Annotated in this window: 19 protein-coding genes and 1 tRNA gene; 11 read left to right on the forward strand and 9 right to left on the reverse strand. The window is 59.9% G+C overall.

Going from position 1 to position 26362, the window contains the following annotated elements; all coding sequences use genetic code 11:
* Positions 1 to 94 precede the first annotated feature (94 nt).
* From pepN to QBL02_RS13570, 3 genes are read left to right on the forward strand one after another with little or no spacing between them, the layout of a single operon-like run.
* Positions 95 to 2677: an aminopeptidase N gene (pepN, locus tag QBL02_RS13560; RefSeq protein WP_282726975.1), complete on the forward strand. Its 2583-nt coding sequence runs from the start codon at positions 95 to 97 to the stop codon at positions 2675 to 2677.
* Between the two features lie 2 nt (positions 2678 to 2679).
* Positions 2680 to 3573 carry a mechanosensitive ion channel family protein gene (locus QBL02_RS13565; RefSeq protein ID WP_282726976.1) on the forward strand — a complete coding sequence of 298 codons (894 nt, stop codon included), beginning with the start codon at positions 2680 to 2682 and terminating at the stop codon, positions 3571 to 3573.
* Positions 3570 to 4094, forward strand: coding sequence for a globin (locus tag QBL02_RS13570; RefSeq protein WP_349238646.1), 525 nt, complete (start codon positions 3570 to 3572; stop codon positions 4092 to 4094). Before QBL02_RS13565 ends, QBL02_RS13570 begins: the two co-directional genes overlap by 4 nt.
* Positions 4095 to 4330: 236 nt before the next feature.
* Here QBL02_RS13570 and QBL02_RS13575 read toward each other — a convergent pair whose 3' ends face one another.
* The 4 genes from QBL02_RS13575 to QBL02_RS13590 all read right to left on the reverse strand — a co-directional run bounded on the left by QBL02_RS13575 (position 4331) and on the right by QBL02_RS13590 (position 10945).
* A complete protein-coding gene (locus QBL02_RS13575) occupies positions 4331 to 4891 on the reverse strand; it encodes a pyridoxamine 5'-phosphate oxidase family protein (RefSeq protein ID WP_282726977.1) in 561 nt (186 codons plus the stop codon).
* A 45-nt stretch (positions 4892 to 4936) separates the two neighbouring features.
* The gene (locus tag QBL02_RS13580; RefSeq protein WP_282726978.1) at positions 4937 to 6160 is read right to left on the reverse strand and encodes an amidohydrolase family protein; all 1224 of its coding nucleotides are present in this window, start codon (positions 6158 to 6160) and stop codon (positions 4937 to 4939) included.
* Positions 6161 to 6296: 136 nt separating this feature from the next.
* Positions 6297 to 9515, reverse strand: a complete 3219-nt coding sequence (locus tag QBL02_RS13585) for a hypothetical protein (protein ID WP_282726979.1) — start codon at positions 9513 to 9515, stop codon at positions 6297 to 6299.
* The gene (locus QBL02_RS13590; RefSeq protein WP_282726980.1) at positions 9512 to 10945 is read right to left on the reverse strand and encodes an SWIM zinc finger family protein; all 1434 of its coding nucleotides are present in this window, start codon (positions 10943 to 10945) and stop codon (positions 9512 to 9514) included. Before QBL02_RS13590 ends, QBL02_RS13585 begins: the two co-directional genes overlap by 4 nt.
* A gap of 231 nt (positions 10946 to 11176) precedes the next feature.
* Between QBL02_RS13590 and QBL02_RS13595 the strand changes: the two genes are divergently transcribed.
* Positions 11177 to 11249: transfer RNA gene (locus tag QBL02_RS13595), tRNA-Arg, on the forward strand.
* 33 nt (positions 11250 to 11282) lie between these two features.
* On the opposite strand, the gene QBL02_RS13600 is transcribed toward QBL02_RS13595, so the two are convergent.
* From QBL02_RS13600 to QBL02_RS13610, 3 genes are all read right to left on the reverse strand, one after another.
* Positions 11283 to 13751: a helix-turn-helix transcriptional regulator gene (locus QBL02_RS13600; protein WP_282726981.1), complete on the reverse strand. Its 2469-nt coding sequence runs from the start codon at positions 13749 to 13751 to the stop codon at positions 11283 to 11285.
* Between the two features lie 177 nt (positions 13752 to 13928).
* Positions 13929 to 15509, reverse strand: a complete 1581-nt coding sequence (locus QBL02_RS13605; RefSeq protein WP_282726983.1) for a leucine-rich repeat domain-containing protein — start codon at positions 15507 to 15509, stop codon at positions 13929 to 13931.
* 255 nt (positions 15510 to 15764) lie between these two features.
* The gene (locus tag QBL02_RS13610) at positions 15765 to 17327 is read right to left on the reverse strand and encodes an MFS transporter (protein WP_282726984.1); all 1563 of its coding nucleotides are present in this window, start codon (positions 17325 to 17327) and stop codon (positions 15765 to 15767) included.
* A gap of 48 nt (positions 17328 to 17375) precedes the next feature.
* Here QBL02_RS13610 and QBL02_RS13615 point away from each other — a divergent pair, with 48 nt between their 5' ends.
* Together QBL02_RS13615 and QBL02_RS13620 are read left to right on the forward strand one after the other, a co-directional pair.
* Positions 17376 to 17987: a TetR family transcriptional regulator gene (locus tag QBL02_RS13615; protein ID WP_282726985.1), complete on the forward strand. Its 612-nt coding sequence runs from the start codon at positions 17376 to 17378 to the stop codon at positions 17985 to 17987.
* A gap of 64 nt (positions 17988 to 18051) precedes the next feature.
* Positions 18052 to 19272 carry an MFS transporter gene (locus QBL02_RS13620; RefSeq protein ID WP_282726986.1) on the forward strand — a complete coding sequence of 407 codons (1221 nt, stop codon included), beginning with the start codon at positions 18052 to 18054 and terminating at the stop codon, positions 19270 to 19272.
* Between the two features lie 123 nt (positions 19273 to 19395).
* Here QBL02_RS13620 and def read toward each other — a convergent pair whose 3' ends face one another.
* Together def and QBL02_RS13630 are read right to left on the reverse strand one after the other, a co-directional pair.
* Positions 19396 to 19959, reverse strand: coding sequence for a peptide deformylase (gene def / locus QBL02_RS13625; protein ID WP_282726987.1), 564 nt, complete (start codon positions 19957 to 19959; stop codon positions 19396 to 19398).
* 5 nt (positions 19960 to 19964) lie between these two features.
* Positions 19965 to 20534, reverse strand: coding sequence for a TetR/AcrR family transcriptional regulator (locus QBL02_RS13630; protein ID WP_282726988.1), 570 nt, complete (start codon positions 20532 to 20534; stop codon positions 19965 to 19967).
* A 71-nt stretch (positions 20535 to 20605) separates the two neighbouring features.
* Here QBL02_RS13630 and QBL02_RS13635 point away from each other — a divergent pair, with 71 nt between their 5' ends.
* From QBL02_RS13635 to orn, 5 genes are read left to right on the forward strand one after another with little or no spacing between them, the layout of a single operon-like run.
* Positions 20606 to 22240 carry an ABC transporter substrate-binding protein gene (locus tag QBL02_RS13635; RefSeq protein ID WP_282726989.1) on the forward strand — a complete coding sequence of 545 codons (1635 nt, stop codon included), beginning with the start codon at positions 20606 to 20608 and terminating at the stop codon, positions 22238 to 22240.
* Positions 22237 to 23193, forward strand: a complete 957-nt coding sequence (locus tag QBL02_RS13640; protein WP_282726990.1) for an ABC transporter permease — start codon at positions 22237 to 22239, stop codon at positions 23191 to 23193. The genes QBL02_RS13635 and QBL02_RS13640 overlap by 4 nt, the downstream gene beginning before the upstream one ends.
* Positions 23186 to 24016 carry an ABC transporter permease gene (locus tag QBL02_RS13645; RefSeq protein WP_282726991.1) on the forward strand — a complete coding sequence of 277 codons (831 nt, stop codon included), beginning with the start codon at positions 23186 to 23188 and terminating at the stop codon, positions 24014 to 24016. Before QBL02_RS13640 ends, QBL02_RS13645 begins: the two co-directional genes overlap by 8 nt.
* Positions 24013 to 25680 carry an ATP-binding cassette domain-containing protein gene (locus tag QBL02_RS13650; RefSeq protein ID WP_282726992.1) on the forward strand — a complete coding sequence of 556 codons (1668 nt, stop codon included), beginning with the start codon at positions 24013 to 24015 and terminating at the stop codon, positions 25678 to 25680. The genes QBL02_RS13645 and QBL02_RS13650 overlap by 4 nt, the downstream gene beginning before the upstream one ends.
* A gap of 27 nt (positions 25681 to 25707) precedes the next feature.
* Positions 25708 to 26343 carry an oligoribonuclease gene (gene orn / locus QBL02_RS13655; RefSeq protein ID WP_282726993.1) on the forward strand — a complete coding sequence of 212 codons (636 nt, stop codon included), beginning with the start codon at positions 25708 to 25710 and terminating at the stop codon, positions 26341 to 26343.
* Positions 26344 to 26362: the final 19 nt, after the last annotated feature.

Here is a 26362-nt window from a genome sequence, read left to right on the forward strand (position 1 = left end):
CAGATCAGTTCTCAGGCATAAGGTTGATTCATCATCATTTCGCTGTGCGGCCGACACAATCGACCGCCGTCAACCTCTACACGATGGAGATGCAGTGCCAGGAACAAACCTCACCCGCGCCGAAGCCCAACAGCGCGCAGCAACGATCAGTACTCAGAGCTATGAAATCGCGCTCGACCTGACCCGCGGTGCAGAGCACTTCGGCGCCGAAACCACCGTTCGATTCACTGGCACCCCGGGCGCTGATACCTTTATCGACGTCATTGCAGCAGCAGTGCACAGTGTCACACTGAATGGCCGCTCGCTCGATCCTGCAGAGGTTTTTGCAGACTCACGCATCACGCTGCCCGGGCTTGAGGCCGACAACGTGCTGACAATCGTGAGCGATCAGATTTACATGAACACCGGTGAGGGCCTGCACCGCTTTGTTGATCCTGCTGATGGTGAGGTCTACCTCTACTCACAGTTCGAGGTGCCAGATTCGCGCCGCATGTACCCGGTGTTTGAGCAGCCTGATCTCAAGGCCACCTTCCAATTCACCGTTACCGCGCCAGCGCGTTGGCACGTGGTGAGCAACCAGTCGACTCCTGAACCGGTTGCTGCCGGTGAGGTTGAGAATGCGCTCGGCACCGGCACGACCGAGCAGGTAGCGACCTGGTCGTTCGCACCAACTCCAATCATGTCGAGCTACATCACCGCGCTGATCACCGGCCCCTACCGTGTAGTGCGAAGTGAACTCACCAATGCTGCTGGCCGTACCATTCCGCTCGGTGTGTTCTGCCGTGAATCGCTCGGCGAGTACCTCGATGCCGACTACATCTTTGAGAAGACCCGGCAGGGATTTGAGTTTTTCGAGCGCGAATTCGGTTACCCGTACCCATTCGAAAAGTACGATCAGTTGTTTGTACCCGAGTACAACATGGGCGCGATGGAGAACATTGGCGCAGTTACCTTCACCGAGTCGTACGTGTTCCGCAGCCAGGTGACCGACGCGATGCGCGAGCGCCGCGTGATCACCATTCTGCACGAGCTTGCACACATGTGGTTCGGCGATCTGGTCACCATGCGCTGGTGGAATGATCTCTGGTTGAACGAGTCGTTCGCCGAGTACATGTCGACCCTTGGCGTTGCCGAGGCAACCGAGTGGAGCGACTGCTGGACCACCTTTGTTGCCAGCGAAAAGTCGTGGGCCTACCGTCAGGATCAGCTGCCATCGACGCACCCCATCGTTGCCGAGATTCGTGACCTCGAAGACGTCATGGTGAACTTTGACGGAATTACCTACGCGAAGGGTGCCTCCGTATTGAAGCAACTCGTCGCGTGGGTTGGCCGCAAGCCCTTTATGCAGGGTGTACACGAGTACTTCATGAAGCATGAATACAGCAACACCGAGCTGACTGATCTGCTCACCGAGCTTGAGACTCAGAGCGGTCGCGACCTGAGTGACTGGTCGAAAAAATGGCTTGAGACCGCTGGCGTCAATACGCTTCGCCCGACTTTCGAGCTTGACGCCGAAGGTAACTACGCAAGTTTTGCTATCGATCAGACCGCGATCGAAGAGTACCCAACTTTGCGACCACACCGAATTGCTGTTGGTCTCTACGAACTGCGAGATGGCGCGCTCGTGCGTACCCAGCGCTTGGAGCTCGATGTTGATGGAGCGCGCACCGAGGTTGCTGAGCTTGTCGGGGTGAAACAGCCAGATCTGCTGCTGCTCAATGACGACGACCTGAGCTACACCAAGATTCGTCTTGACGATCGTTCCCTCGAGACCGCGGCGGCGCACCTCGGCGGTTTTGAGAGTTCGTTGGCGCGTTCGCTCGTCTGGGGCACCCTTTGGGACCAGACTCGCGACGCTGAGCTGCCAGCTTCGCGCTTTGTCGATATCGTGCTCGCGCACATTTCGACCGAAACGAACTCGACTGTGCTTCGCACCCTAATTGGCCAGCTGATTCTTTCAGCCTCAAGCTACGTGGTGCCGGAGCGTCGCGCAGAGACTCTCGAGCGTGTGGCAGACGGGTTCCTCGCGCTTGCGCTTGAGGCAGCTCCGGGCAGCGATCTTGAGTTCCAGTTCGTGAAGGCGTTCGCGCAGCTTGCTTCGACGCCGGATCAGCTCGACTCTGTGCTTGAGATTCTTGAAGAGCGTTCGGCGCTCAAGGGCCTCGACATCGACACCGATCTTGGTTGGGAATTGCTGATTTCACTTGCCGCAGGCGGCCGTGCCACCGCGGAGGAGATTGACGCGGCTCTGGCCGACGATCGCACCGCAAGCGGCAACCAGTCTGCTGCGCACGCCCGCGCGGCGTTGCCGACTGCTGCAGATAAGCAGCGCGCATGGGCTTCAGTCTTTGACGAGGCTGGCCTGCCGAACGCCATCGTTCGCGCCAGTGGTCTTGGCTTCTTGCGGGCGCACGATCCGGCGCTCTTGACTCCGTTCATTGCACCGTTCTTCGATTCGCTGCTGGGCATCTGGGAGAGCCGTAGTCACGCGATCGTTGAGGAGATTGTTGACGGCTTCTACCCGTCTCCGCTGGCCAACGAAGCGCTGCGCGCGGCTACCGCTGCTTGGCTTGAAGCGAACCCGAGCGCTGCCCCAGCGCTGCGCCGCATGATCGTTGAGCACCTTGCAGGTGTTGATCGCGCGCTCGCAGCTCAGGCAGCTGACGCGAAGGCCTAATGATGAGTGAGTTCCTGGGGGCTGTTGGGGCCTTTTTCGCCGAGTACCAGATCGTCTGGCGGATCCTCTTGGTGATTGGGCTTTGCCTCGTCGCCAATTGGATGCTGCGGGTGGTGCTTGGCCGCGCGGTGCGCGGTGTCGTGCGCGGCGTGAAAAAGGCGCAGGACGTAGACAGCACTCAGGAACTCGCCGCCGGCCCATACATTAATGCGCGTGCTGTGCAGCGCACCCGTACGCTGGGCACATTCGGCCGCAACATTATTAACTGGGGCACGGTTATTGCCGCGTTCTTCTTGATTTTGCTGCAGTTTAATGTCGACCCAGCAACGGTGATTACTTCGGCTGGTTTTATCGCGGCAGGCCTCGCCTTTGGTGCGCAAAACGTGGTGAAAGACATTCTGAACGGCCTGTTTATGGTCTCAGAGGACCAAATGGGGGTTGGTGACCTCGTAACGATCGGCGAGGTGACCGGCACTGTTGAAGACGTCGGTATCCGCGTGACGCAGGTGCGCGCGATGGACGGCACACTCTGGTTTGTACGCAATGGCGAAATCTTGACTCTGGGCAACGCTTCGCAGGGTTGGGGTCGCGCCATCATCGACATTACGGTGTCAAGCGACGAAGATCTTGCGCTGGTTGAGCGCACGGCTCTTGAGAGCGCGAGCGAGCTCTTGCGTTCGGCGCAGTTTGCGCGCAGGGTGACTGGCGAGCCAGAGATTCTGGGACTTGAGAGTGTGTATGGCGACCGGGCCACGCTGCGACTCACGGTGCGCACGAGGCCCGAGGCGCAGTATTCGGTGCAGCGCGAGTTGCGCGCACTGATCAGGAAGAACTTTGAAGAGCAGGGCATTCGCCTGGCGAATGAGTTGCCGCGAAATCTAGGGGGATCACTTTGACCGAGCAGGCTTCGCCACTTTCAGGGGCCGAGGATCGCCAGCGGCTCGCGGCACAGCAGCACGTAGCCGCTACGGCGGCCGCGGAGCAAAGCGCACCGGCACCAAATCTCACACTGCGCAGTGGCGAGCACGGCGCTGCCCTCAGCGACACGCTCTGGCAGCAGGTCGGCGGCACCCCCACTTTTGAATTGATCGTGCATCACTTTTATCAAGGTGTGCGAAATGATCCGCTTTTGGCCCCGATGTACCCTCAAGACGATTGGGAAGGCTCAGAGTGGCGATTGCGCGCTTTTCTTGAGCAGTACTGGGGTGGCCCTGGCACCTATTCAGAACAGCGCGGCCATCCTCGTCTTCGTATGCGGCACATGCCGTTTGCTGTGTCGCCGAAGGCAAAGGAACACTGGCTGATGCACATGCACGCGGCTCTTGACCAGGCGGCTCTGCCCCCGATGCATGACGTAGCTTTCCGAGATTACATCGAGCGTGCAGCGCTGGCTATGGTGAATACCTTCGACGAGTAGTAGTTGTCTGTGCCTTCGGTTGCATTTCATGCGCAGTCTCGGCTTTTTTGGCCATGCGTCTGAAGTTTGACCTGAGGTAACGAACAGATCACAATCACTGCTTTTCACCCCCGAAAGGGGGTAGCGTCAGGAGTGGTCTACGGTTCACTCAATGGCGAGAGCTCCGATAGATCACTTCACCCCTGACACTCCTCCACTGACTCCCGATTGGTGCCTCAGCAGCGGCGAGAGAACGTTCAACCAGCAGGGGTTTCTACCGGCGAGTGCGACCAGCCATCCTCCCCTAGCAAATAATCAATGCGGGTGTGCTGACGATCTTCCCTGGCCTGCATAAACTCGAACTCATCTGGCACAAGCGCATAACGCTGCCAATCCTCATTTGGCACACCGGCATAGCTCGGACGACCAGCCCAATCGGCCTGCGAAATCTCCTCGCTCAACGCAACCGCGTTACCAGTGATCCGCACCTGTCGACCGGTTTCACGCCAAAAGAACACAAACGAGATACGTGGATTCGCAGCAATCTCTTGACCCTTGCGAGAGCTTCGATGCGTTGAAAAATGATACCCATCGGCATCAATGTCTTTCACGATGAGTGTGCGACCCACCGGAGTGCCGTCAGCACGCGTCGTGAGCATAGTCATTGCATGCGGCTGACGCGCCCCACCAGCAATGGCCGCTTCGAGCCAATCCAGAAAAAGCTCGTGCGGAGAATCAGGCAAGTCTGATTCAAGCAGCACCGGAAGCTCAGCCGGAAAAGCGGGGAGTTCTCTGAGTCGTGATTCAAGCTCGCTCATACTTCTACCTTAGAAGCATGAGCGAGCCCAGCGCGATATGCCCGCTCAGAGTTCTCGTGAAACTCGCTGCGATCCAGCTTGGAAAACCCGCAGCACCCGATCAGCAAAACCATCGAAATCGAATGGATCGCCATCAACCACGATCACGTCAGCGCGCATGCCAACCTCAATACGACCACGGTCACCTAACCCAAGCAACTCAGCAGCAGAAATCGTGGCAGCCTCAATAACCTCGTGTGGCTCAAGGCCTGCCTCTTCCATCAGCGAAAGCTCAGCGAGGCTGTATTCATGCGGAAACACACCCGCATCAGTCCCCATAGCGATACGCACACCAGCGTTCACCGCCTTGCGCACATTCACCATGTGCTGAGTGACCGCATCGCTCGCTTTCTGCTTCACCGTCGGAGAAACCTTCGCGCCGCCATCAATAGCTCGCAGCAGCGCAACCGGCGCGATCAGGGTAGGCACGAGCCAGGTGCCACGCTCAAGCATTGCATCCCAGCACTCATCTGTCGCGTAGATACCGTGCTCAACTGAGCGGACGCCACCGCGAACAGCGTTCAACACGCCAGCCGGGCCCTGGGCGTGAGCCATGACACCAAGACCAGTCACGGCCGCTTCGCGCACGCACATCTCAATCTCATCCATAGCAAACTGGCTGTGGCGAGGATCATCAGACGGTGAGAGCACGCCACCCGTAGTGCAGATCTTGATCACATCGGCACCCGCGCGCTGAAGCTCACGAACACGGGTACGCATCTCTTCAGGCCCGTTCACAATACCGCTCGGGCGACCCGGCGTCGCCGGCATCAGCGAAAGGTCGACGCCACACGGACTCATACCGTCAGAATGCCCACCGGTCTGACCGAGGATCGTGACCGCGGTGAGCACCTGAGGGCCCTCAATAAGACCCGTTGCAAGCGCGTGCTTGAGCCCCTGATCAGCGCCGCCAGCATCACGAACCGTGGTGATCCCACGCTCAAGAGTCTCACGCAACACCTTCGTGGCCCGGTAATACGGAGTCGAATAAGGCTCATGCAAGCGCTGCATCTCGTCGACGCCATCAACCAGCAAATGCACATGGCTATCGATAAGCCCCGGCAGCACAGCCTTACCGTTGAGCTCCACAACCTCGTCAACGCGATCGTCACTCGGGTCGATCCGATCAGCAATCTCAAGAATGCCCTCTGCCGAGATCAGCAAATCTGCACGGCGCAGCTTCGAAGTTCCGACAAATAGATTTCCTCCACGAAGCAGTGTGGTGGTCACAGTGATTCCCCCTTTGGAATTTGACTTGCAGGTTCGCACATCGCCTTTTCTTGCGAGTGTACGCAACACTAATCGGTGGTTGATTGTGACGATTCACCGAACGCTCTACGCAAAACTGGTGGGTCGACCAAACTTGCTATCCAAGCGCCTCGATCAACACCTTCGCCTTACGCTTCACCGCAGCAGAACGAGTGGTGTCGCCAATTTCAACAAGACCCGCCCAGCCGGCTTCGCTCTCAAGCATCTGCCCCCGAGCAGCAGCAGCTCGCAGCACGGGAGCAAACTCAATCGCGATGTCGATGATCCGTACGAGCCAGCGCGGTGGTGTCGTACCGAGCGTGCTCGCGTGCGCAATCGACCGGGTCAACACCGGATAAAACGCCGATAGGAGCTCGGGATAACGTGAAAGCTGCCTCACCATCAGGTAGGGGTTAAAGTCGGCTTCGGCGAGCATCAGGCTCGTAGTATCGGCCATTCGAGTCGGCCCAAGCAGGCCGTTCTCAACCGCAGCACCGAAGTAGTACATCTCAGGGTCAGCTTGCTGCTGCGTGGCGAAAAACAGCACCATAAGTGAGCGCGAGAGCACGGGAGGCGCTTCGCGCCGGTAGCGCTCTGAGATCTCAACAAGCCGGCCAGACTCCGCATCAAATTCAAGCCACTTTTGGTCGCCAAGGCTCGCCCGGCCTTCCATCCCAAGACCATACGTCCACGAGCTCTCGAATTGGCACTCCGTACCATCACCCAGAGTAAGGTGCACCACCATTACACTGCCGCGCTTCGTTTGCACCGCCTCATATTTCAGGATCGCGCCATCATCAATAGACGCTGGATCGCCAGTCGCCTGCCAAGCCTCAGCGAACTCGGTATCGCTCATCTCTGCCGGCGTAGCCAGCACGCCCGGTGATCCAGCGTTGCCCCCAGGACTCGCGACCATTGCTGTTTCAGGCAAAATCGACACGAGGGCGCGAGCTGCAGCAACCGCCTTCGATGAGCCCGTTCGGGACGCAATCGCGCGCACGCCTGGCAATGCCATTGTGTCGCTGCCCGCGAGGCCCGCGTCAACCGCAAGCTGCACCTCAGGCAGCATCAACTGAAGCAGCTCAATCGCTTCAGTGACACCGGGCGCGATGCGGCTTTGTTCCGAACTGATCTGCACCACGTCTGCCACAAGCGGCCAGATAAGCGAAAGCATGCCGTTTTCGGCGAGTTCTTGCCAATTGCGCACTCGGGACGCGATTGACGAAATCGAACCGCCCCACACAAATTGTCGCGCGTCAGCAATTCCAGGCACGAGGGTGCCATGCTGCCAAGCCGCAATGGCCGCCTCAATGTCTCCGCTGCGCTCTTCAGAGAAGCTCAGCAGCGCAGAAGAAGGCACCACACCGTTTGGTGCCTTGCGATTTATCGCCGCTCCAGGCTGCCGCCACTCAAGTTCACTCTCTGCCCAATTCGGAAACTCGGTGATTGTGATGTTGCGGCCGATCCGTCGATCAGGAAGATCAGCGCTACCGCTCAACTCCGCAATCGAAGGCAGCTCTTTAGCGAACCCATCGCTATCAAAACCCGGGTGTTCGTAAGGCTTCGAGAGCACAGTACCCAGCACATCACCGACATTCCGCCGCAACACTGTACCGTCTTGCAACACAATACGGACCGGCGAGGCGGCAAGCTTCGCCCGAAGAGTCACATCGAGAGAGTCACGGTCAAGGCGCGACAGCATCAGCTGCAAGTCAGCTTCTGAAACCGCAGCGTCGGCTTCAACATAGCGGTCAAGTCGTGCAGCGAGGTCGGCTCCATCGACACGAAAATCTTGCCAGGTAGGAGTAGAAAGCAGAATCGGAACCTCACCGAGACGCAAAAAGACTGCGGCGGCGCGGGCTCGCACAACCGACTCAACGTGAGCGTTTTTGCCCGCCGAGGCCGGCTGATCCGCGCCAATCATAGTTTCTCCGCGCACCCATCCGCGCACCGGGTGCAGCACCGCTTCCCACCGCCTCGGTACACCGCGCAACGCCTCGCGGGCCGCGGCTGGGTCTTCGCGCGCGACCGCGTTGGCAGTCGCCAGGAAACGCTCACCAGCAAGCGTCAACGACTCATTGTTCGCGGCAAGCAGCTCAGAGGTGAGTGCAGTGAGTTCTTCTGCGCCGGATCGCCCCTCCGCAAGGCGCGGCACTGCGGCGAGCGCTGGGGTCGCCTGCCAAAGGCCGCGCGCACCGGGAACAGGTTCTTCTTTGAGGGCTTGTGCGTCGAGTTGCCACGTGTCTTTGAGCTGCGCTGCTAGGGCTGCGAGCTTCTTGTCTTTGGCGTTCAGTAGCGGTGCGAGTGTTTCGGCGATTATCGTTTTGGTCTCGTCGCCTGGTTGCGCTGCCTGCATTGCGGCGGTGAGGACGGCCGCTTTCGCTTTGGTGCTTTTTGCGTTGAGTCCGATCAGTATGACCTGGGCGGTGAGTTCGTCGTCTGTGGCGCTCAGCAGTGTGGGTGTGAAGAGGTGGATGAGTGCGTCTTCACCGAAGCTCAGTACCGAGGCAAGTACACTCGCGTGTTCGAGCAGGAACGCTTCGTCTGCAGCGAGGTCGTTCGTGAGCACCTCAGCGAATGTTTTGCGGTCTATGGGGCGCTGGGCTGCTTCCATCGCGTAGAGGGTGAGTTCTTGTGCTTCACTCTGTTCGAGGTAACCTGCATCGACTGTGTGTTTGATCAGCCCTGACCAGTCGCCCGAGGTGCTCACTCCGCCGCGCAGCACGGCCCGTAGGTGTTCGGCGAGGCGTGGTGTGATTTCTGTTAACGGGACTTGAGCGCTGCGCGCGAGTGCTTCGGCTTCGCGGCGAGCTATCGGGTCGAGATTTTGTTTTGGGGTGCTCACTTCGAACGCTGCGAAGCTTTGGATCGCCCAGTTTTGTAGGTAGTCGGTGTCTGTGGGCAGGGGCGCTTCTGGCAGTTGGTTGAGGGCGCTCGTGATGGCTGGAGTGTAGCGGGAGCCGGCGCGGCGCAGTGCGGTGAACTGTGTGAGGAACTCTGCACCGCGAGCGGCCAGCAGCTTGGCTTGCGACTCTACGGCGAGCGCGACCGGATAGACCTCGAATGCGCGGCGGGCTGGCACGCCGAGACGAATGGTGTAGACCCCGAGCAGGCAGGGGTCTACGTCTATGGTGCTCACCCATCCCCAGGAGTCTTCAGCTATTTCTGCGAAGTTGCCCCACTCCCCTTTGGCGAGGCCTGCCTTTGCGGTCTTCTGCTGGGCGTTGTCGCCTAGGGGCAACGCCATGAGGTCGTCTTCTCTGCTCGCTTCATGCCAGCCGAGTTCTTTGAAGATTGCGAGTGATTTATCGAGTGCCGTCAGTGCTTCGGGGCTCATGTCGGTTGTTGTCCTTCTGCGTGACGTTCGCGGCTGGGCCGGGTGAGCATGTTCGGTGCTGCGTTTGAGTCTGCGGCGCTCTGAGTGTGCTCGCTGAGTTCTACTGCGAGCGCGTGAGCACAGGGTCCTCGGCTGGTTCCGTGTCGCGCAAACCAGACGCAGGTGCAGCTGAGCCCCTGTGTCGTTTCTCGTACCATGTGTGTGCTGGAGCCGGCGTTGACGATCCAACGCTCATGATCTCGTTGCACGCCCCCAGGCTGCGTGAGGATACTGCGCGCTCGTACGAGCCTGGGGTTGTCTCGGTCAACCCGTTCTGGGTTATCGGGTAGCTCGCGATGAAAGTAAACCTGTTCGCGAAGGTCCCAGCCCACACGGCCCGAGGCGGCAAGCACCGCGAGCGCTTCTTGAGTGTCGCTCGGTGAGAGTGCGGCTGCGTTGCTGAGTGCCGCGACGTCAATGCGGGGGTCGAATGAGAGCAGTGCAGAGAGTGTGGCCGCGTGTTCTTGCACGTCGGGGGTCGCTAGCGAGGCGAGCAGCGCACCTTCGCCCGAATACCCGCGAGAAGCGTTTGGGGTGAGCGTGATCAGCATCCGGGCGTGCGGTAGCTCTAGTTCGAAAGCGGATCCCCCCTCATGCTGAGGAGTGTCGACCGTATTGGGTTCGCCTTTCGGCGAGGTGCCATACACGGTGAGCGCTTGCGCTTGGGTGAGGAGGCGCTTGAGTGCGGACAAACGGTTTAGCCCACTCACAAAGACTGCGTTGCCCTGTTTTCTTGTGGCGACTTTAATTCCGCTTGGGGTCTGTGTGAGCCAGCCGTCACGGCCAAGTCCGGTTGCTGGTGGCAGGGCTGCGATGAAGGCTCGAGCTTGGGCTGCGGGGACGGTGAACCTCGGTTCAAGTGCGGTGTGTAGTTCGGCGGCGTTGCCGAGTGCGCGCACCCAACGGTCTGGCATTCGTACTGGCCGCTCGCTGTGTGCATCGCTGGGTGTTGCTGCTAAGAGCCCGTCGTTGCCGACGTTGAGGTGAAAGAGTTCGGTGCTTGCCACGTTTGCGAGTACGCGGCGCATGTCTGGGCCGATATCGACGTTGGTGGTTCCGGTGGCAATTTCTCCCCCGTCGAGTCCTGTGCCGAGTAGATCGAAACGTGCGTAGACTCCGTTGTCTGCTGAGAATACTTCTGCACGCAGTCGGTCGCCGTGCGCGGTGAGCACGGGATCGCGCATCTCGCTGGGCACCGGTTGGAAATAGCGGGTGGCTGCAATGTCTGCGAGCGTGAGTAGGCCCTGCGCGACCACCCTTGGCGCAGTCGCAAACCCGTGAAAAAAGCTCGGTGTTTCGTCGAGGCCGTTTGGGGTGAGCGCTGGAGCGAGTGCAAGATCGAGGGCCGACTCCGAGCCGGTTGAAGCCAACGTGTACGCCCGAGCATTCATGAGAAAATCCTAGCAAGTGGCCATAATGTCCTCGCTGGGACGTTGGCCGGAATTCTGCAGAAGTTGAGCGCCGTTCGGGCTCGGTGGAGCTAGGCCATGACCGCAATCGGGCCTCAATAGTGCTTCAGTCGCGCTTCACCTCAGCGCGATCTGGGCGCACCTCGTGCGTATGCCAGATATACAGCGTGCTGAATTCGCCCAGCCCCAACGGACTGATACTCTTGAACCCGCGCCTCCGTAGCTCAGGGGATAGAGCAGCGGCCTTCTAATCCGCTGGTCGTAGGTTCGAATCCTACCGGGGGCACTTTTTCACACAATAACTCGGCGTAGCCCCGAACTACACCTGCTCGATCAAGTGCACCAGTTCGGCTCGGTTTTTCGCACCGAGCTTTTTCAGCGCGTTCGAGATGTGGTTTTCAACGGTGCGCCTACTGAGGCTCAACCGTTCCGCGATCTCAGGGTTCGACATGCTTGAGGCGAGCCGCGCAACTTCGAGTTCGCGTTTGCTTAGGAGTGCGCGCTGCTTTTCGATCACGAACTCTGGCTGGGGTACTTCTTCCTGCACCAGGGAGAAAAGCGCGGCACTCAATTCGTTGTTACTCTCGCGCTCCGCTCTGCGCGCAGCAGAAGCTACCAGCCGTGACAGTAGCGCGTGGTCGTGATGGTTTGGTGCTTCAGCAAGCACCGCCGTTGCAAGTTCAAGGTCGTTCGCCACCAGGGCATTGGCCAGCTTTATCGGACGGCGATACACCGTCTCGTCCGCGAAGGCTTCGGCTTCGGTGAGCGCGGCAACCACTGGCGCGCTGAATTCGAAGCTCAATACTGCGAAAGACATTTGAATCGCGCCAACGTTGTAACCGCGGTCGGTCCGAATTTTGATGGCTGCCGCCACTGCGATGTCTCTTTCCGGCGTGATCTTCTGCATTCCGGGTTCAGCCGACATCATGATCTCGATGATGTCCAAACCGATCCCCAAGAATGGGCCGGGGGCTGAAGACAGCTGTGCGGCTGTGCGCACGAGGTCATCTCGCAATGCCGCCTGTCCACGGAAGTGTGCCGACATGGCCTGCAGGTTCAGCATGGCCGCGTAGATCGGGGTCATGGTCAGTCGAGGCCTGCCAATCACCAGACCCTCTTCGATAGCATCATTCGCGGCATCGGTATCACCGAGATAAAAGTGAATGACTGCTGAAATGTAGGAGAGTGTCGCGAACATCGGTCGGTCAAAGGTGGCCCGTGCGACGTCACGCTCAGTGTGTACAAATTCGAGCGCCGAATCGGGGTTGCCCTTCAATAGTTCTTGCATGCCGAAGAGATATGCATAGAGATAGCGCAACTGTCCGTTGCGGTGCAGCTCATGAATTGCCTCGTCTGCTTCAGTGACCAGACCTCGCATCACTGCCCCCGACGCCCTCACAGCGACCGAGAACCCATATGGGTCATTTGCTACTTCAAAGTCTGATGGCGGAGCCCCGGCCCCGTTGAGTGCACCCATCAATTCCCAGATGGATTCTGCTGTACCGGAAAGGTGCGGTGAAAAGAGCGCAAGGGTGTCAAGGTGTTTGCGCGCGCCGACAGAGTCTTCTTCAACGACAAGGGTCCAGGCCACGAGTTGCACATAGAACTCGAACTCATCGGAGTTGGGGTCGCGCAGTGTTGCCCGGGTTTCGGTGACTACGCGCTCGATTCTCGAGGCCTCAGAGCTTAGTCCGAGTGCTTCACGCAGGTACTGGGAGGCGTCGGCTGCGGTTCGCGAAGCATTCCATGCGGCGTAGAGCGGCTTGAGTACTTGATCTGCGTGGTCCGAGAACGAGCGCGCGAGGAGCGCATGATCGCTGCTGTGTGGGTGAAACGGCGAGGCAGAATGTGAATCCTGTGAAGCCGAGTCTTCGGTGTACAGAATACGTTCAGGTGCCCCACGGAACCTGTCAGCAAAGATTGGTGGCCACACCTGCAGCCGGGTTTCGTTGACGCCTTCGGCAAGGGCCAAATATCCCTGTGATAGGCCGCGTTCAATCAACTCAAGCGAATGAGCCGAGACGAGCGATTCAAGCGATCTCGGACCTGACCAGCTCAGTGCTCGCATGAGTGAGCGCAATGCCGCATCGTCGTAGCCAAGCAGTGAATCGACAAAGGGAATCAGGTCATCTGACCAGAGAGATTGGCCTGCCAATCGCCAGATGCCTTCAACCTGGTGCAGGAGCCCACGGTCGCGAGCTCCCTCGATGATGGCTGCGGCGACGCCGACCACACCTCCCGATTTGGCATACACACGCACGACTGCGCCGGGGGCAATCGGGCCACCGAGCAGTTCACGCATCACCATGCCGGTGGCGGTGAGGTCAAGCGGAGGCAGACGGAGTACCCGCTCGGGCCACACTGCCGGGAAGTCTTCTTCTCTGCCGCATCCCTGCAAGACGCTCACCACTACTCGCAATGAGAGCCTGTTTCGAATCTCATGCAGTGCGCGCAAACTCACCGAGTCGGCCAAATGTACATCATCGATAAGCAGGATGCTTGCCGATGAGATCCTCTCGCAGATCTCGTCTATTGAATCGCCAAGGCCCCGATGTTTCCGGCCAAGGCCAATCGCTGCGCGCAACTCCTCAAGCACTCTGCCCGGTTGCAACTGCGCAAGGGAATCTCCCTGAGTCAGGATCACTTCAAAGCCTGAAGCCTCGGCGTCAACCGCGATCTGTCTGATGAGGGTACTTCTGCCACTTTGATGCGAACCTACGATTCGCAGGTTCCTTTCGTTGCGCAGCGTCTCGCGCGCAGCCATCAATTCTTCTCTGTACAGAAACATCCAGCAGTCCCCCGGTCAGCTTTGGCATGTTTGGCTTAAGTATGTGTCATAACGCTGGATCAACGCAGGATTTACGATCAAATAATTGTTCTTAAAATCTCACCTGTCGCGATTTTCAGGCAGACAAAAATCGTCGGCGACCCCGCTACCGGGTGCCGCCGACGATTTTCGAACTTACTAGTTCTGAGTGGCTCGCCGCCTTAGGTGCTGCGTTACCAACACAATCGCAGCGCCGAGCACGCTCAGCGTGAGGGCGACAACACCGAAGGCCCACGGCGAATCAGCACCGGTGTTCACCAGCGGTGGTGTCACTCCGCCGGTGGTCGGCGGGCCAGGTTTCACAGGAGGTTCCGGCTTTACGGTCTTTGCCCCCACGTGAATCGTGTATTCGCGATCGAGCGTATTGCCGTGGCGGTCGGTGGCACGCACGGTGAAACTGAAATCGCCTTGCTCGCTCGGTGTCCCGCTGAGCTGGCCTTTTTCCCCAAGGCTCAACCCTGGTACTTCCCCCACGAGCAGGCTGTAGCCAGCGCCGTTCGTGTCTTCAATAAACCCCGGTGTCGTACTAAATACAAAGTTATATAGGGCCTCAAGCGATCCGTCGCCGGGCGTTTGGTTCGTAAAGTCTGCTCGCGCCACCGAGTAGTCAACGGTGGCAGAGAATGCTGGGCCGTTTGGCACTACTGCCTGCGATAGGTAGACCTCAAGCTTCTGCGAGTCTTCGGCGATTCCGCTCCAAGTTGCGCCTTCTCCGTCGGCCGTCGGCGTGGCGAGATCGACCACACGTTGGCGCTCACCAAACGGCATCTTGAAGAGCGAGACCACATCACTTCTGGTGTATTCGCTCGCGCCGCTCGGCACCAGAGCTTCACCACCGGTAACGGTCTGCGCGTTGAACCCGACGGTTGAGATGTTTGGCCAGGTCTCGAGCATGGAGAGGTCGGTGACATGGTTTCGATTCACGTTGAGGAGACGAAGATTTTCTTTTCCACGCAACGGTTCGAGTGAAGAGATTTGGGCGCTCTGCGCACCGATTGTTGCGATCCGGGTGAGCGGTGTCAGTGGTTCAAGATCAGAAATTTCAGTGTTCTGAAAGTTCAGATCGTAGAGGCCAACGCTCTCGCGAATCGGATCAAGCGAAGTCACCTTGGTGTAGGCAAGCTGGAGCCAAAGCAGCGAGGTGTTTCCGCGCAGTGGTTCGAGTGTGTCAATCTCAGTCCAATTCACTTCAAGCCAGTTCAGTTCCGGCATATTCTGCAGTGGCGAGATATCTGAGATCGGGTTGCGGCTCACGGTGATCTGGCGCATCTGTGTGAGCCCACGAATCGGCTCCAACGACGAAATCTCGTTACCGTCGATGTACAGCAGATCTAGATTTGAAGCGTCTTCAAGACCACTGAGGTCGGTAATTCCAACGTTTTTTGCGGTGAGAGAACGCAGCTTGCGCAGGTCTCCCTTGGTGAGGCCGCTCGGCGACGTCTTCAGCGCTTTTGCAATCTCGCGCTTCAGTACCTCGTCGGGAATCACTGCCAGTTCAGAATCGTCTGGTTGAACGGCGCGCGGCAATGGGCGTACCGTGCCGTCAGGTGTGGTTTCGCCGAGTCCGCTGCTTGCGTCGACCGGAATATCGATAAGACCGACGGCTTCGGCTGGTGCGGCGGCGGCGCCAATCAGTGCCGGTGCCAACATTAGGGCACCGACCACCATGGCAGCTATACGGCTGCCTGGCCTGGTGGTCTCGGTCTCACTTCGCCTCATGCTTTTCGGCCTCATACCTCTTCAGCGCAATTCACCCGGCTGGCAAATTACTCGTATTGGTATACCAACACGGCAAATACCCGCTGGGTGCGAGGAGACAAGCCGCGGGAGGCTTTTGAAGAGCTTTGAGTGAGCAGATTGAGTTATTTAGGTGAGCGAGTTTTTACGTTGGATCGCCCGGCGAGAGCAGCGTTCTGCCCTGCGGGCGATCCAACGTTTTGGCCAGCGTAGCGCGGCCGCTAGAACGCAAGGTGTTTAGTGTTCAGCCTCGGTCACGTCGGTGCCCTTTGGCGTCAAGAAGAACACGAACGCGGCGACGGCCAGCATCATGAATCCGCCTGCGTAGCCAACCACCTGCAGCGAGCGGTTGAAGGCTTCTGCAGCGCTTTCGGCGAGCTGCGGCAGCCCCGCTTCGTTCGAGATGGCCATGGCCGCGCCAAGCGACTCTTTCGCGTCGCCGAGCAACCCCTGCTCGATCCCCTGCATTGCTGGGTCGACCGACAACTGGAATCGGTAGATCAGCGCCGAAATCGATCCGAGGATCGCTACGCCGATTGTCGCACCAAGCTCGTATGAGGTTTCTTCGAGAGCACCGGCGTTGCCTGCTTTTTCAACGGGCGAACCCATCATGATCATGGCCGAGCCGATGGCGAGTGATCCGGTGCCCGCGCCGACAAGGGTCATCGCGATTTCCACTCCGATCAGATCAAGGTTGTCTCCGAGCAGACCGATGTAGAGCATGCCGAAGCCTGCAAGTCCAAGACCGCCGGCGAGCACGGCTCGCGCGCCGATTGCTCGCGCCAGTGCAGGTGCTGCCATCGATGCGATTGCACCGGCGACGGCGACTGGCATCAGACGCACGCCGGCTTCAATGGGGCTGGCGCCGTCGATGAGCTGCAGCCACTGGGCGATCAGCAAGAGGGCTGCAACCATTGAGAAGGTGGTGCCGAGCGCGGCGACGATACCTGCAGAGAATGGCCGGCTCTTGAAGAGCGTGAGGTCGAGTAGCGGTGATTCGCTGCGCAGGCAGCGGCGAACGAACCAAGTCAGCAAGATGGCGGCACCGACTGTGGCAGCCCAGGCCTCTGGCACGGCAAAGCTTGCCTGCTTGCCAAATTGTTTGATTGCCCAGACCAGCAAGATCATGCCGCCGAAGGAGAGCAGCGCAGCGAGTGCGTCCCAGCGTCCGGGGTTGCTCACGCGCGATTCCGGCAGGAAGAAGAATCCGGCCAGCATGGCGGCAGCCATCAGTGGCACGTTCACGAGGAACGCTGCGTGCCAGGAGAAATGTTCAAGGAGGAAACCACCGACGAGGGGGCCGACTGCGGCGCCGAGTCCGGAGACAGCTGCCCAGATGCCGAGAGCGGTTGCGCGTTCTTTCGCGTCGGTGAAGATAATTCGAATCAGCGACAGAGTTGTTGGCATGATCATGGCACCGCCAACGCCGAGAAACGCGCGGATGGCGATCACTGATTCTGCCGTGGTGGCAAAGAGCACGAGCAATGACGCAACAGAGAAGATTGCATATCCGAGCATGAGCATGCGTTTGCGACCCCATCGGTCGGCAATGGCTGCCCAAGACACCAGTAGGCCTGCCAGTACGAGCGAGTAGATGTCGATGATCCACAGTTGCTGTTCGGCGGTGGGGTGTAGCTCGGCGGCGAGATCTGGCAGCGCAATGTTCAAGATGGTCATGTCCATCGTGATCACGAGCAAGCTGGCGGTGAGCACAGCGAGGGCTGCCCAGCGGCGGGCCTTTGAAAGTTGTGGGGCGCGCCCCACGGTGTTGGCGTTCATTTCTTCCTGCATCAGAATCATCAAAAATTAGTAACAGTACATTTGTACCATATGTATGATGGTGGCGATATGACTAGTGAGCAACAAACCGGAAAACCAGTCGCAAACGACGCGGTGCCAACCGGTCGCCATGATCCCGAGGGGCGCAGGCGGCAAATCGTGCATGCCGCCGCGGCACTGATTCCAGAAGTTGGCCTCGCCAAACTCACGCACCGCCGCGTAGCCGAGCGTGCCGGAGTCTCACTCGGCGCCACCACCCGCTACTTCGCCAACCTCGAAGAACTGCGCGTCGCAGCGCTCACCGAAATGTCAGAGGTGCTCGAACACGACCTCGCCACCACCCGCGAACGCTTTGAACGCGACGGAGTCTCCCCCGAAACACTTACCGACGACATCTGCGAATTTCTTGCCGAGCACGAACTTGTGCGCATCTCGATTGAGCTCGTCGTCGCAGCAAATGCTGACCCCACACTTCGCCCACTCGCAAACCTGTGGAGCGAAGGCATCGTCAAACTCCTTACCCCCTCACTCGGCGAGGCAGTAGCTAGAGGCATCGTCCTGATCATGGACGGCGCAACAATGAACGCCTCAGTCAACGAAACCCCGCTCTCGCGCGAACAACTCAGCAGCATCTTCGCCGCGATCTTGGCCGGCGCTGAGAAGCCCGAGCGCGCGAAATAACTCGGCAGCGTACAGCGTGGAACGCAGCACAGCCTTAGCGCCCGAAAGGGCCTAGACTCGTAAGGTGACAAAGCCCGCCAAAACAAAGCTTCCCTTCGAAGTCTGGGCATTGGTCGCCGGTGGATTCGCGGTCGCCCTTGGATACGGCGTGGTCGCGCCAGCAATCCCCCAGTTTGCTCTCGAATTTGGCGTCTCAAACTTTGCGGCATCGGCAATTGTCAGTGCATTCGCGCTGATGCGTCTGGTGAGCGCTCCGTTTGCAGGCTGGGCAGTTGCCAGAATGGGCGAACGCCGCACCTACACGATCGGCATTTTGATTGTCGCTGGATCAACCGGCGCCGCGGCTCTCGCCGCGAACTACACGCAGTTTGTCGCCTTGCGCGCTGCCGGCGGAATCGGCTCCACACTTTTCACCGTCGCCGCCACTGCACTGCTGGCAAAGGTCAGCCCCGTCGAATCACGTGGACGGGTGGCGAGCCTCAATGCCGCCGGCTTTTTGCTCGGTGGCCTCTTTGGCCCGGTGCTCGGTGGCGCGGTTGCCGCGTTCGGCTTGCGGGCTCCCTTCGTTTTCTACTTCCTCACCCTGGTGGCTGCCGCGATTATTGTGGCAATTGCCCTGCGCGGATCACACGCCGCGGGCAGCCCACAGGCGCGCGCCGGAACAGCTGGACAGAACGGTAGCAGCGGCGAAGAGGCAGAGCTCACACTTCGCCAGGCGTTCAGCATTCCTCAGTTTCGGGTACTGCTGTTTTCGGTCTTCAGCTTCGGCTGGTCATCGTTTGGCGTGCGCGTTTCTATCATTCCGCTGCTTGTCGCGGTAAGTTTTGGTGGCGACGCGACAATGGCCGCGTGGATTCTCGCCGCTTACGCGCTCGGCAACGCGGTGTTCATCTTCCCTGCGGGTCGCTGGAACGACAGCGTTGGGCGCAAACCAATGCTGATCATCGGCCTGATCGTGCTTACCGCGAGTTACGCAGTGATGGGTTTCGCGCCCTCACTTGTCGCGCTCGCGGTGGTCATGCTCTTTGCTGGCGCTGGATCGGCCCTCGCAAACCCGGGCCAACAGGCGGTGCTGGCCGATGTGCTGGCGCGCAGACGCGGCGGTAATGTCGTGGCCGCCTATTCGATGTCGAGCGACCTCGGCGGCGTGCTCGGTCCGGCGATTGCAGGCGCGATTGTTGATGCCGCAGGCTTTGGTTGGGCGTTTGCCCTCACCGCTGCACTCTTGGCGGCGGCCGGTGCCTTTTGGTGCTTCACCACTGACTCGCGAAAGATCACGGCTTAGTCGCCCTCTGACACTGTCGCACTGCGTGGCTCTTCCGTGATCCTGCGATCCACTAGGTGGCCGCAGAATCACGGAAGAGCCACAGTCGCAGGGCGGTAGAAGGCCGTGCGTAACGGAAAGGGCCTAGCCCTCGAGGTCGTCGATGCCGGGGGTCCAGCTCAGGCCGGGCTTGCCCCAACCGTTCTTGCGCTCAGCTTTCTGTGCGCCGCGGTTTTCGGGGTGCACCAGGCGATCAACATAGAGTAGCCCGTTCAGGTGATCAAATTCGTGCTGCATGATGCGCGCGAACCAGCCACTAGCTTCAAACTCAAACGGCTTTCCGTCGATGTCTTGGGCGCGTAGCAGCGCACGCGGTGAACGGCGAAGCGCGAAACGCTCGCCTGGGAACGAGAGGCAACCCTCGAGTTCCTCTTCACCTGGCAGACCAGGCTCAAGCGGCGCGATCCAGAGTTCTGGGTTGATTGCCACGCCTCGGTGCGGGGCTTCGTCTTGATCTTCGTACATCCACACAAAGATGCGCTTGCCGATGCCCACCTGGGGTGCGGCGAGGCCGACACCTGGCGCTGCCTCACAAGTTTCAAACATGTCATCGACGAGGGCACGCAGCGCGTCGTCGAATTCGGTTACGGGAGCCGCGTCAGTATGCAGTACGGGCTCACCACAGATCACGATTGGAAGAATTGCCATAACAATCAGTGTATTAGCGCGAGCGACAGCTGATCGCCAAAGCTACCTCTGGTGACTCCGGCGTCAACCCAACCAAGCAGTGCGCTCACGAGCATTGCGGTGGTCGCAGCTGCCTGGGACCGCAGCACGACTGGGGCTGGGCGATCCAGCGCGGAATATTGCTGTTCGAGATAGCGCTGAAACAGTGTGTTTAAGCCGAGCACTCGGCTCGCACCGCTTGCGGTGAGGTCTTCGGCGGCTTCAAGCAGTCGGTAGTTTTGCAGCGCCCACGGAATCTGCTGGCTGCTCAAGCCCTCGGCAAATTTCAACAGCGTTTCGCGAAGCTGCGGTGGATCGCCTGCCGCGAGAGCAGCTTCGAGGTGTGCGCGCAGTGAGGCGATCAGCGCGTCTGTCTCTAACCAAAACAGCTCAGCCTTTGACGAAAAGCAATTGAAGAAGGTGGCTCGGCTGAAGCCTGCGGTTCTCGCGATCTGTTCAACGGTGGTGTTGCGGTAGCCGCGGTGCTGGAACAGTTCGAATGCCGCTTCTTGGAGCAGTGCTTGTGATGCTCGTTTTGGCCTGCCTGCCGACGCCATTTGGGCCCCATTTCAGAAATATTCACCAACTGAATTATTAGACTGAGTCTAATAATATACGATGAGTTCTCGTGAGCCTACATAAGAAGAACCCGAAGTGGATCGCCCTCGCGGCCCTCGCCGCTGTCATCCTGCCGCTAGCCGCCTGCTCGGCTGGCCCGCAGTCCGGCGCGGGGCCTCGCGACACCCTCGTTTACGCGACCGGCGATGCCGAACCCGACTGCCTAGACCCCCACGTTGGCGGCAACTATCCGCAGGCGCTCCTGGCCACGCAAGTACTCGAATCGCTCGTCTCCCTAAACGAGAAGGGCGAGATCGTGCCCTGGCTTGCAAGCGAATGGAGCACCAGCGAAGACGGGCTCAGCTGGGATTTCACTCTCGACCCAGCCGCCACCTTCACCGATGGCACCCCGGTCGACGCAGCAGCAGTCAAGGCCAACATTGAACACCTGCAGAACCCAGACACCGGTTCCTCGACCGGATACCTGGCGGTGCAGCAAATCGAAAGTGTCGAGGTCGTCTCACCTGAACTCGCCAGGTTCCACCTCAGCCGCCCCGATGCCGCGCTCCTTGAATCCCTCGCACAGCCCTGGGTCGCGATCCAGTCGCCAGCGGGCATCGAAAGAGGCAAAGAAGCGAATTGCCTCGCCCCCATCGGCTCAGGCCCGTTTGTCGTGAGTAGCTGGACCAAGCAGGACCGCATTGTGCTTGAGCGCAACGCAGACTACGCAACTGCGCCAACTGGTTTTGAGGTCGCGGGTGACGACGCTCCCGCAGAGCTAATCTGGCGTTTCATTCCCGACGCCACCGCACGCTTCGCAGCCCTACAAAGCGGTGAGGTCGACGTCATCGACAACCCCCTCCCCGACCAGATCACTACGGCAAGCAACGACCAGGGGCTCGCGCACCTCAACGCCCCACGCCCCGGCGCGAGCAACCGCCTCGAGCTCAATAGCGGCCAAGCACCGTTCGACGACATTCGGGTGCGCGAAGCGTTTATTGCCGCGGCAGATGTAAACCCCGGCATCGATTCGCTCTTTGAAGGCGCGGCCAAGCGCTCCTACAGTGCACTCTCAAGCGTTGAGCCACTCGGTATCGAAAGCCCCGACGCCTACAAATATGACCTAGAACGCGCAAACGCGCTGCTCGATGAGGCAGGCTGGACCGAGCGAAACAGTGAAGGCGTGCGCAGCAAAGACGGCAACCCGCTCACTCTGCGCTTTCCAGTAACCGGCGCACAATCCACTCAGGCAGAGCAGGCACTCTTTGAGCAGATCCAGGCGTCTGCGTCCGAGGCTGGCTTCGATGTGCAGATTTCGCTGCTCGACCTCGGTGCCTGGTATGGCGCTCTGGGCGCCCACGAGTACGAACTCGTCAGCGCCCCCTACACGAAGATCGGCCCAGACGTGCTGCGCTTCCTGTTCCACAGCGACGCCACCGTGCCTGCGCCAAGCGGCTACTTCGCTAACCACGCAATGATCAAAAATCCGGAGCTTGACGCTCTGCTTGACACAGTCGGCAGTGAACAAGACCCCACGAAGCGCGCGGCTGCCGCCAATCAAGCGCAACAAATCATCGCCAATCAACAGGTAATTCTCCCCATCTACGATCAGCAAAATCACTTCCTGTACCGCGCAGACCTCAACGACTTCCGGGCACTACCTACTGTGAGCACTCCCTGGCTCGGTGAGGTTGTCGCCGGTTGATCACCCTTCGAATCGTGCTTGCACGAGTTGCTGGCGCCGCGGCGGTAATGTTTACCGTCGCGACGCTGGCGTTTGTCGCACTGCAATTGATTCCCGGCGACCCTGCCGAGGCGGCGCTTGGCGGCCCCGGCAGCCAAGCAAGCGCAGCGGCACTCGAGGCCGCACGGGTCGAATTTGGTCTTGACCGGCCGATCCTCGCGCAGTACTTCGATTTTCTCTGGCGGCTTTTACAGGGCGACCTCGGCACTTCGTACTCGCAAAAGATCCCGGTAAGCCAAGTGCTTACTGCCGCAATAGTGCCGACCCTCTCACTCACCGCCCTCTCGCTCGCGATCGCCTGGCTTCTCGCACTTGGCAGTGTGTATATCGCAAGCGGTCATTCAAAGCTTGGCAAGGCGATCACGACGGCACTCGATCTCCTTGCCGCCGCTGTGCCCAACTTCTGGCTAGCGAGCCTGCTGGTATTGCTTTTTACTGGTGTGCTTGGCTGGCTACCAGCAGTGAGCACGGGCGGCTTCAACGGCATCATTCTGCCTGCCGTTGCGCTCGCACTGCCGACCGCCGGTTTTATTGCGCAGGTTTGTCGCACCGGTGTTGAACAGGCTCGCGATGCGGCTTTCGTCGAGAGCGCACGGGCTCGTGGCGAAAGCGAGTCAGGCATACGACTGCGGCACATTCTGCGGCACGGCGTTGTGCCCGGCCTCAATATGAGCGCCTGGTCACTCGGCTCACTGCTGGGTGGCGCCGCCGTGATCGAGGTGATTTTTGCGAGGCCCGGGCTCGGCCGCACCCTGGTCAGTGCAGTTACTGTGCGCGACATTCCCGTTGTGCTCGGCGTAGTGCTATTCGCGGCACTCGCCTACGTACTCGTGAACCTCATTACTGACCTCACCGTGGCAAGGGTTGATCCTCGCACCGAAGCCCGCTTACAGCAGGCGGTGGCGAATGCTTAAGGCAACGCAGCGTTTTGGCCTCTCAGGCTGGTTGAGCCTCGCCATGCTCGCAGTCTTTGCTCTCTGCTTTGCCGCACCAGGGCTGCTCTCTCCGCACGGGCCACTCGAAATCGAGGCGAGCAACGCTTTCGCACCGCCCTCGCTCACGCACCTCTTCGGAACTGACGACTCCGGCCGAGACATTCTGAGCCGGGTCATTCACGGCACCCGAGACTCTCTCACGATCGGCGTTGTGGCGACGCTCTGCGGGCTGTTCGCGGGCCTGGCACTCGGCACTCTTGCCGGTGGCTCCGAGCGTCGCGCACTTGGCCCACTTCGATACGCGGTGGATCGCCTCATCGAAGCCCTCTTCGCCTTTCCGGGCTTGCTGCTCGCGCTGCTGTTGATCGCGGTGCGCGGCCCCGGTGTCAGTTCAGTAATCATTGCTGTTGCCATTTCGACCGCACCCGGCTTCGCACGAATGGTGCGCGGCGGGATTCGTCAGGCGCTCGGCTCGGGCTCTGTCGAAGCCGCACGCCTGCAGGGTGACGGCACTCTTCGTGTTTGGCGCACCCTGGTGCTGCCAGAAACCATGCGCCCCGTGCTGGTGCTCGCTACCCTCGGTATCGGCCATGCGGTGATCCTGGCCGCCGCACTCGGGTTTCTCGGTCTTGGCACTCCGCCACCAACTCCAGAATGGGGCGCGATGCTCAACGCTGGCCGGCCGTACCTCATGCGCGCCTGGTGGATGACGTTTTTCCCAGGCCTTGCAATCGTGTTGATCGGAGTTGCTTGCACGGTGCTTGGCCGTTCAATCGAGCGTAGAAATGAGGTGCTGCGATGATCACGCCGCTGCTTGAACTACGCGATTTATCGATCACTTTTCCCGGCGGCGAGCGCGCCGCAGTCGATGGGGTGAGCTTTGCTCTTGAAGCGGGGCAGTGCGTGGCTCTCGTTGGCGAGAGCGGATCGGGTAAGTCCCTGACAGCTCGTGCGGCGCTTGGCCTATTGCCGCGCTATGCACAGCGGCGAGGCGAGATCCTGTTGCGCGGAGAGGCTGCTCCCCCAGCGCAGAGCGCCGAGTGGAACTCGATTCGTGGCGCCAAAGCTGGTTTTGTTCCGCAAGATGCGCTTGGCGCGTTAGACCCGCTCCGCCGAATCGAGCATGAGGTTGGTGACGCGTTGCGCCTGCACCGTATCGGCGGCACGGTGGATCGCCGCTCACGCGTGGTAGCTGCTCTTGAGGAGGCAGGTATGCCCGAGGCCGGGTCCCGGTTGCGGCTGCGTTCTGACCAGCTCAGTGGTGGGCTTCGCCAGCGTGCGCTGATCGCTTCGGCGCTAGTTGCCGATCCAGCGCTCATCGTTGCTGATGAGCCGACTACCGCACTTGATGCGGCGCATCGTGATCGTGTGCTGAAGGTACTGCGTTCTCGAGTAGACGCGGGAGCCGGGGCGCTGGTGATTAGTCACGATTTGACTGCGGTGCGTGAGGTTGCCGATCTGGTGCTGGTGATGCGTACGGGCCGGGTGGTTGAGGCCGGTACCCCTGATGAGGTGTTTGCCTCCCCTCGCCACAGCTTCACTCGCGAGTTGCTTGCAGCTTCTCCCGCCACGAAGCCACGTGGGGAACGTTTGCTCCCCTCGGCTGTCGGTGTAGGGCGTGCGAGCAACAGTGCAGCGGCAGTGGTCACCCGTGCAGCGGCTGTGAACGCCAGCGCAGCACCGGTGAGCGCTGTGGCTCAGCGATCCAGCGCCGAATCTCTCGGCGCACCCCGGCTTGAACTGCGTGAGGTGACCGCAAACTATGCGGGACGAGCGGCTTCGAACGAGCCCGAGGTGTTGCAAAGCCTCTCGTTTAGTGTGTTCGAGGGTGAGACTGTTGGCCTGCTTGGGTCCAGTGGCAGCGGCAAAACCACGCTGTTGCGTGTTGCTCTCGGATTGCACCGGGTTTCTGCGGGGCAGGTGCTGATCGATGGTGTTGATCGCGCGGTCGCTCCTCGGGCTGAGCAGCGAGTGCTGCGCCGAAAGCTCGCTCTCGTGCCGCAGGATCCACTCGCCGCCTTCCCCCGCGGGCAGAGTGCTGGCGCTATCCTCGTTGACGCTTTTCGCGCGGCGGGTGTGCCCCGCGCTTCGCGTTTTGCACACGCTGAGCGTATTGCCGATGAGGTTGGTCTTGCCAGTTCAACGCTTCGGCAGAACGCGGCTACTCTCTCTGGTGGTCAGCGGCAGCGCCTCGCCATTGCTCGGGCTCTTGCCGCCGAGCCCGAGCTGTTGCTGCTTGATGAGCCCGTATCGGCGCTTGATTTGACGGTTCAGGCGCGTGTGCTTGATCTGCTTGATGAGTTGCAGCGCCGTCATGGCACCGCGTACCTTTTTGTTTCGCATGACCGTGACGTGGTGCGGCATATGAGTGATCGAGTGCTTGTGCTCAGTGACGGGAACACCAGAGGTTCGAATGATCCCGATAGCTCGTCAACGCTCGCACATCATTCGGTGACGGTAGACTGATGCCTTCCCACCTGTGTTAGGAGCCTCATGTCGAATACCCCAGCCCCCCAACTGGTCTGGATCGACTGCGAGATGACTGGACTCGACGTTGACAACGACGGTCTGTGCGAAATTGCCGTCATTGTGACCGACTTCGAGTTGAAGCCGTTGCACCCTGGTTTCGAGGTCGTGATTAATCCCGGCGCCGAAGCTCTTGCACAGATGAACGACTTTGTTCGGGGTATGCACGAGAGCTCGGGGCTTCTGCCAAAGATCGAGCACGGAGTCTCGGTCGCAGAGGCCGAACAGCAGGTGATCGAATATTTGGCGAAACATGTGATGCCTGGTCGTCGCCCCCTGGTCGCGGGCAACACTATTGGCATGGATCGCCGCTTCATGTCGAAGTACATGCCGCTGCTCGAAGAGAAGCTGCACTACCGCAGTGTCGACGTGTCGACCATTAAAGAGCTTTCGCGCCAGTGGTACCCGGCAGCGTTTTTTGCGGCACCTGCAAAGCGTGGCGGTCATCGTGCACTCGCCGACATCGCTGAATCGATCCAAGAGCTTGCCTACTTCCGCAACGCTGTCCTGGTTGCCCAGCCCGGACCAGATAAGCCAAGCGCTGAAGCACTCGCAGCCGAGGCGAGCGACGTGTACGCGCCGTTCGTCGACGGCACTGCGTAACCGCGCACTCTCGTAACCG

This window comes from Leucobacter sp. UT-8R-CII-1-4, from assembly GCF_030010235.1.
In the GTDB taxonomy this organism is placed as follows: Bacteria; Actinomycetota; Actinomycetes; order Actinomycetales; family Microbacteriaceae; genus Leucobacter.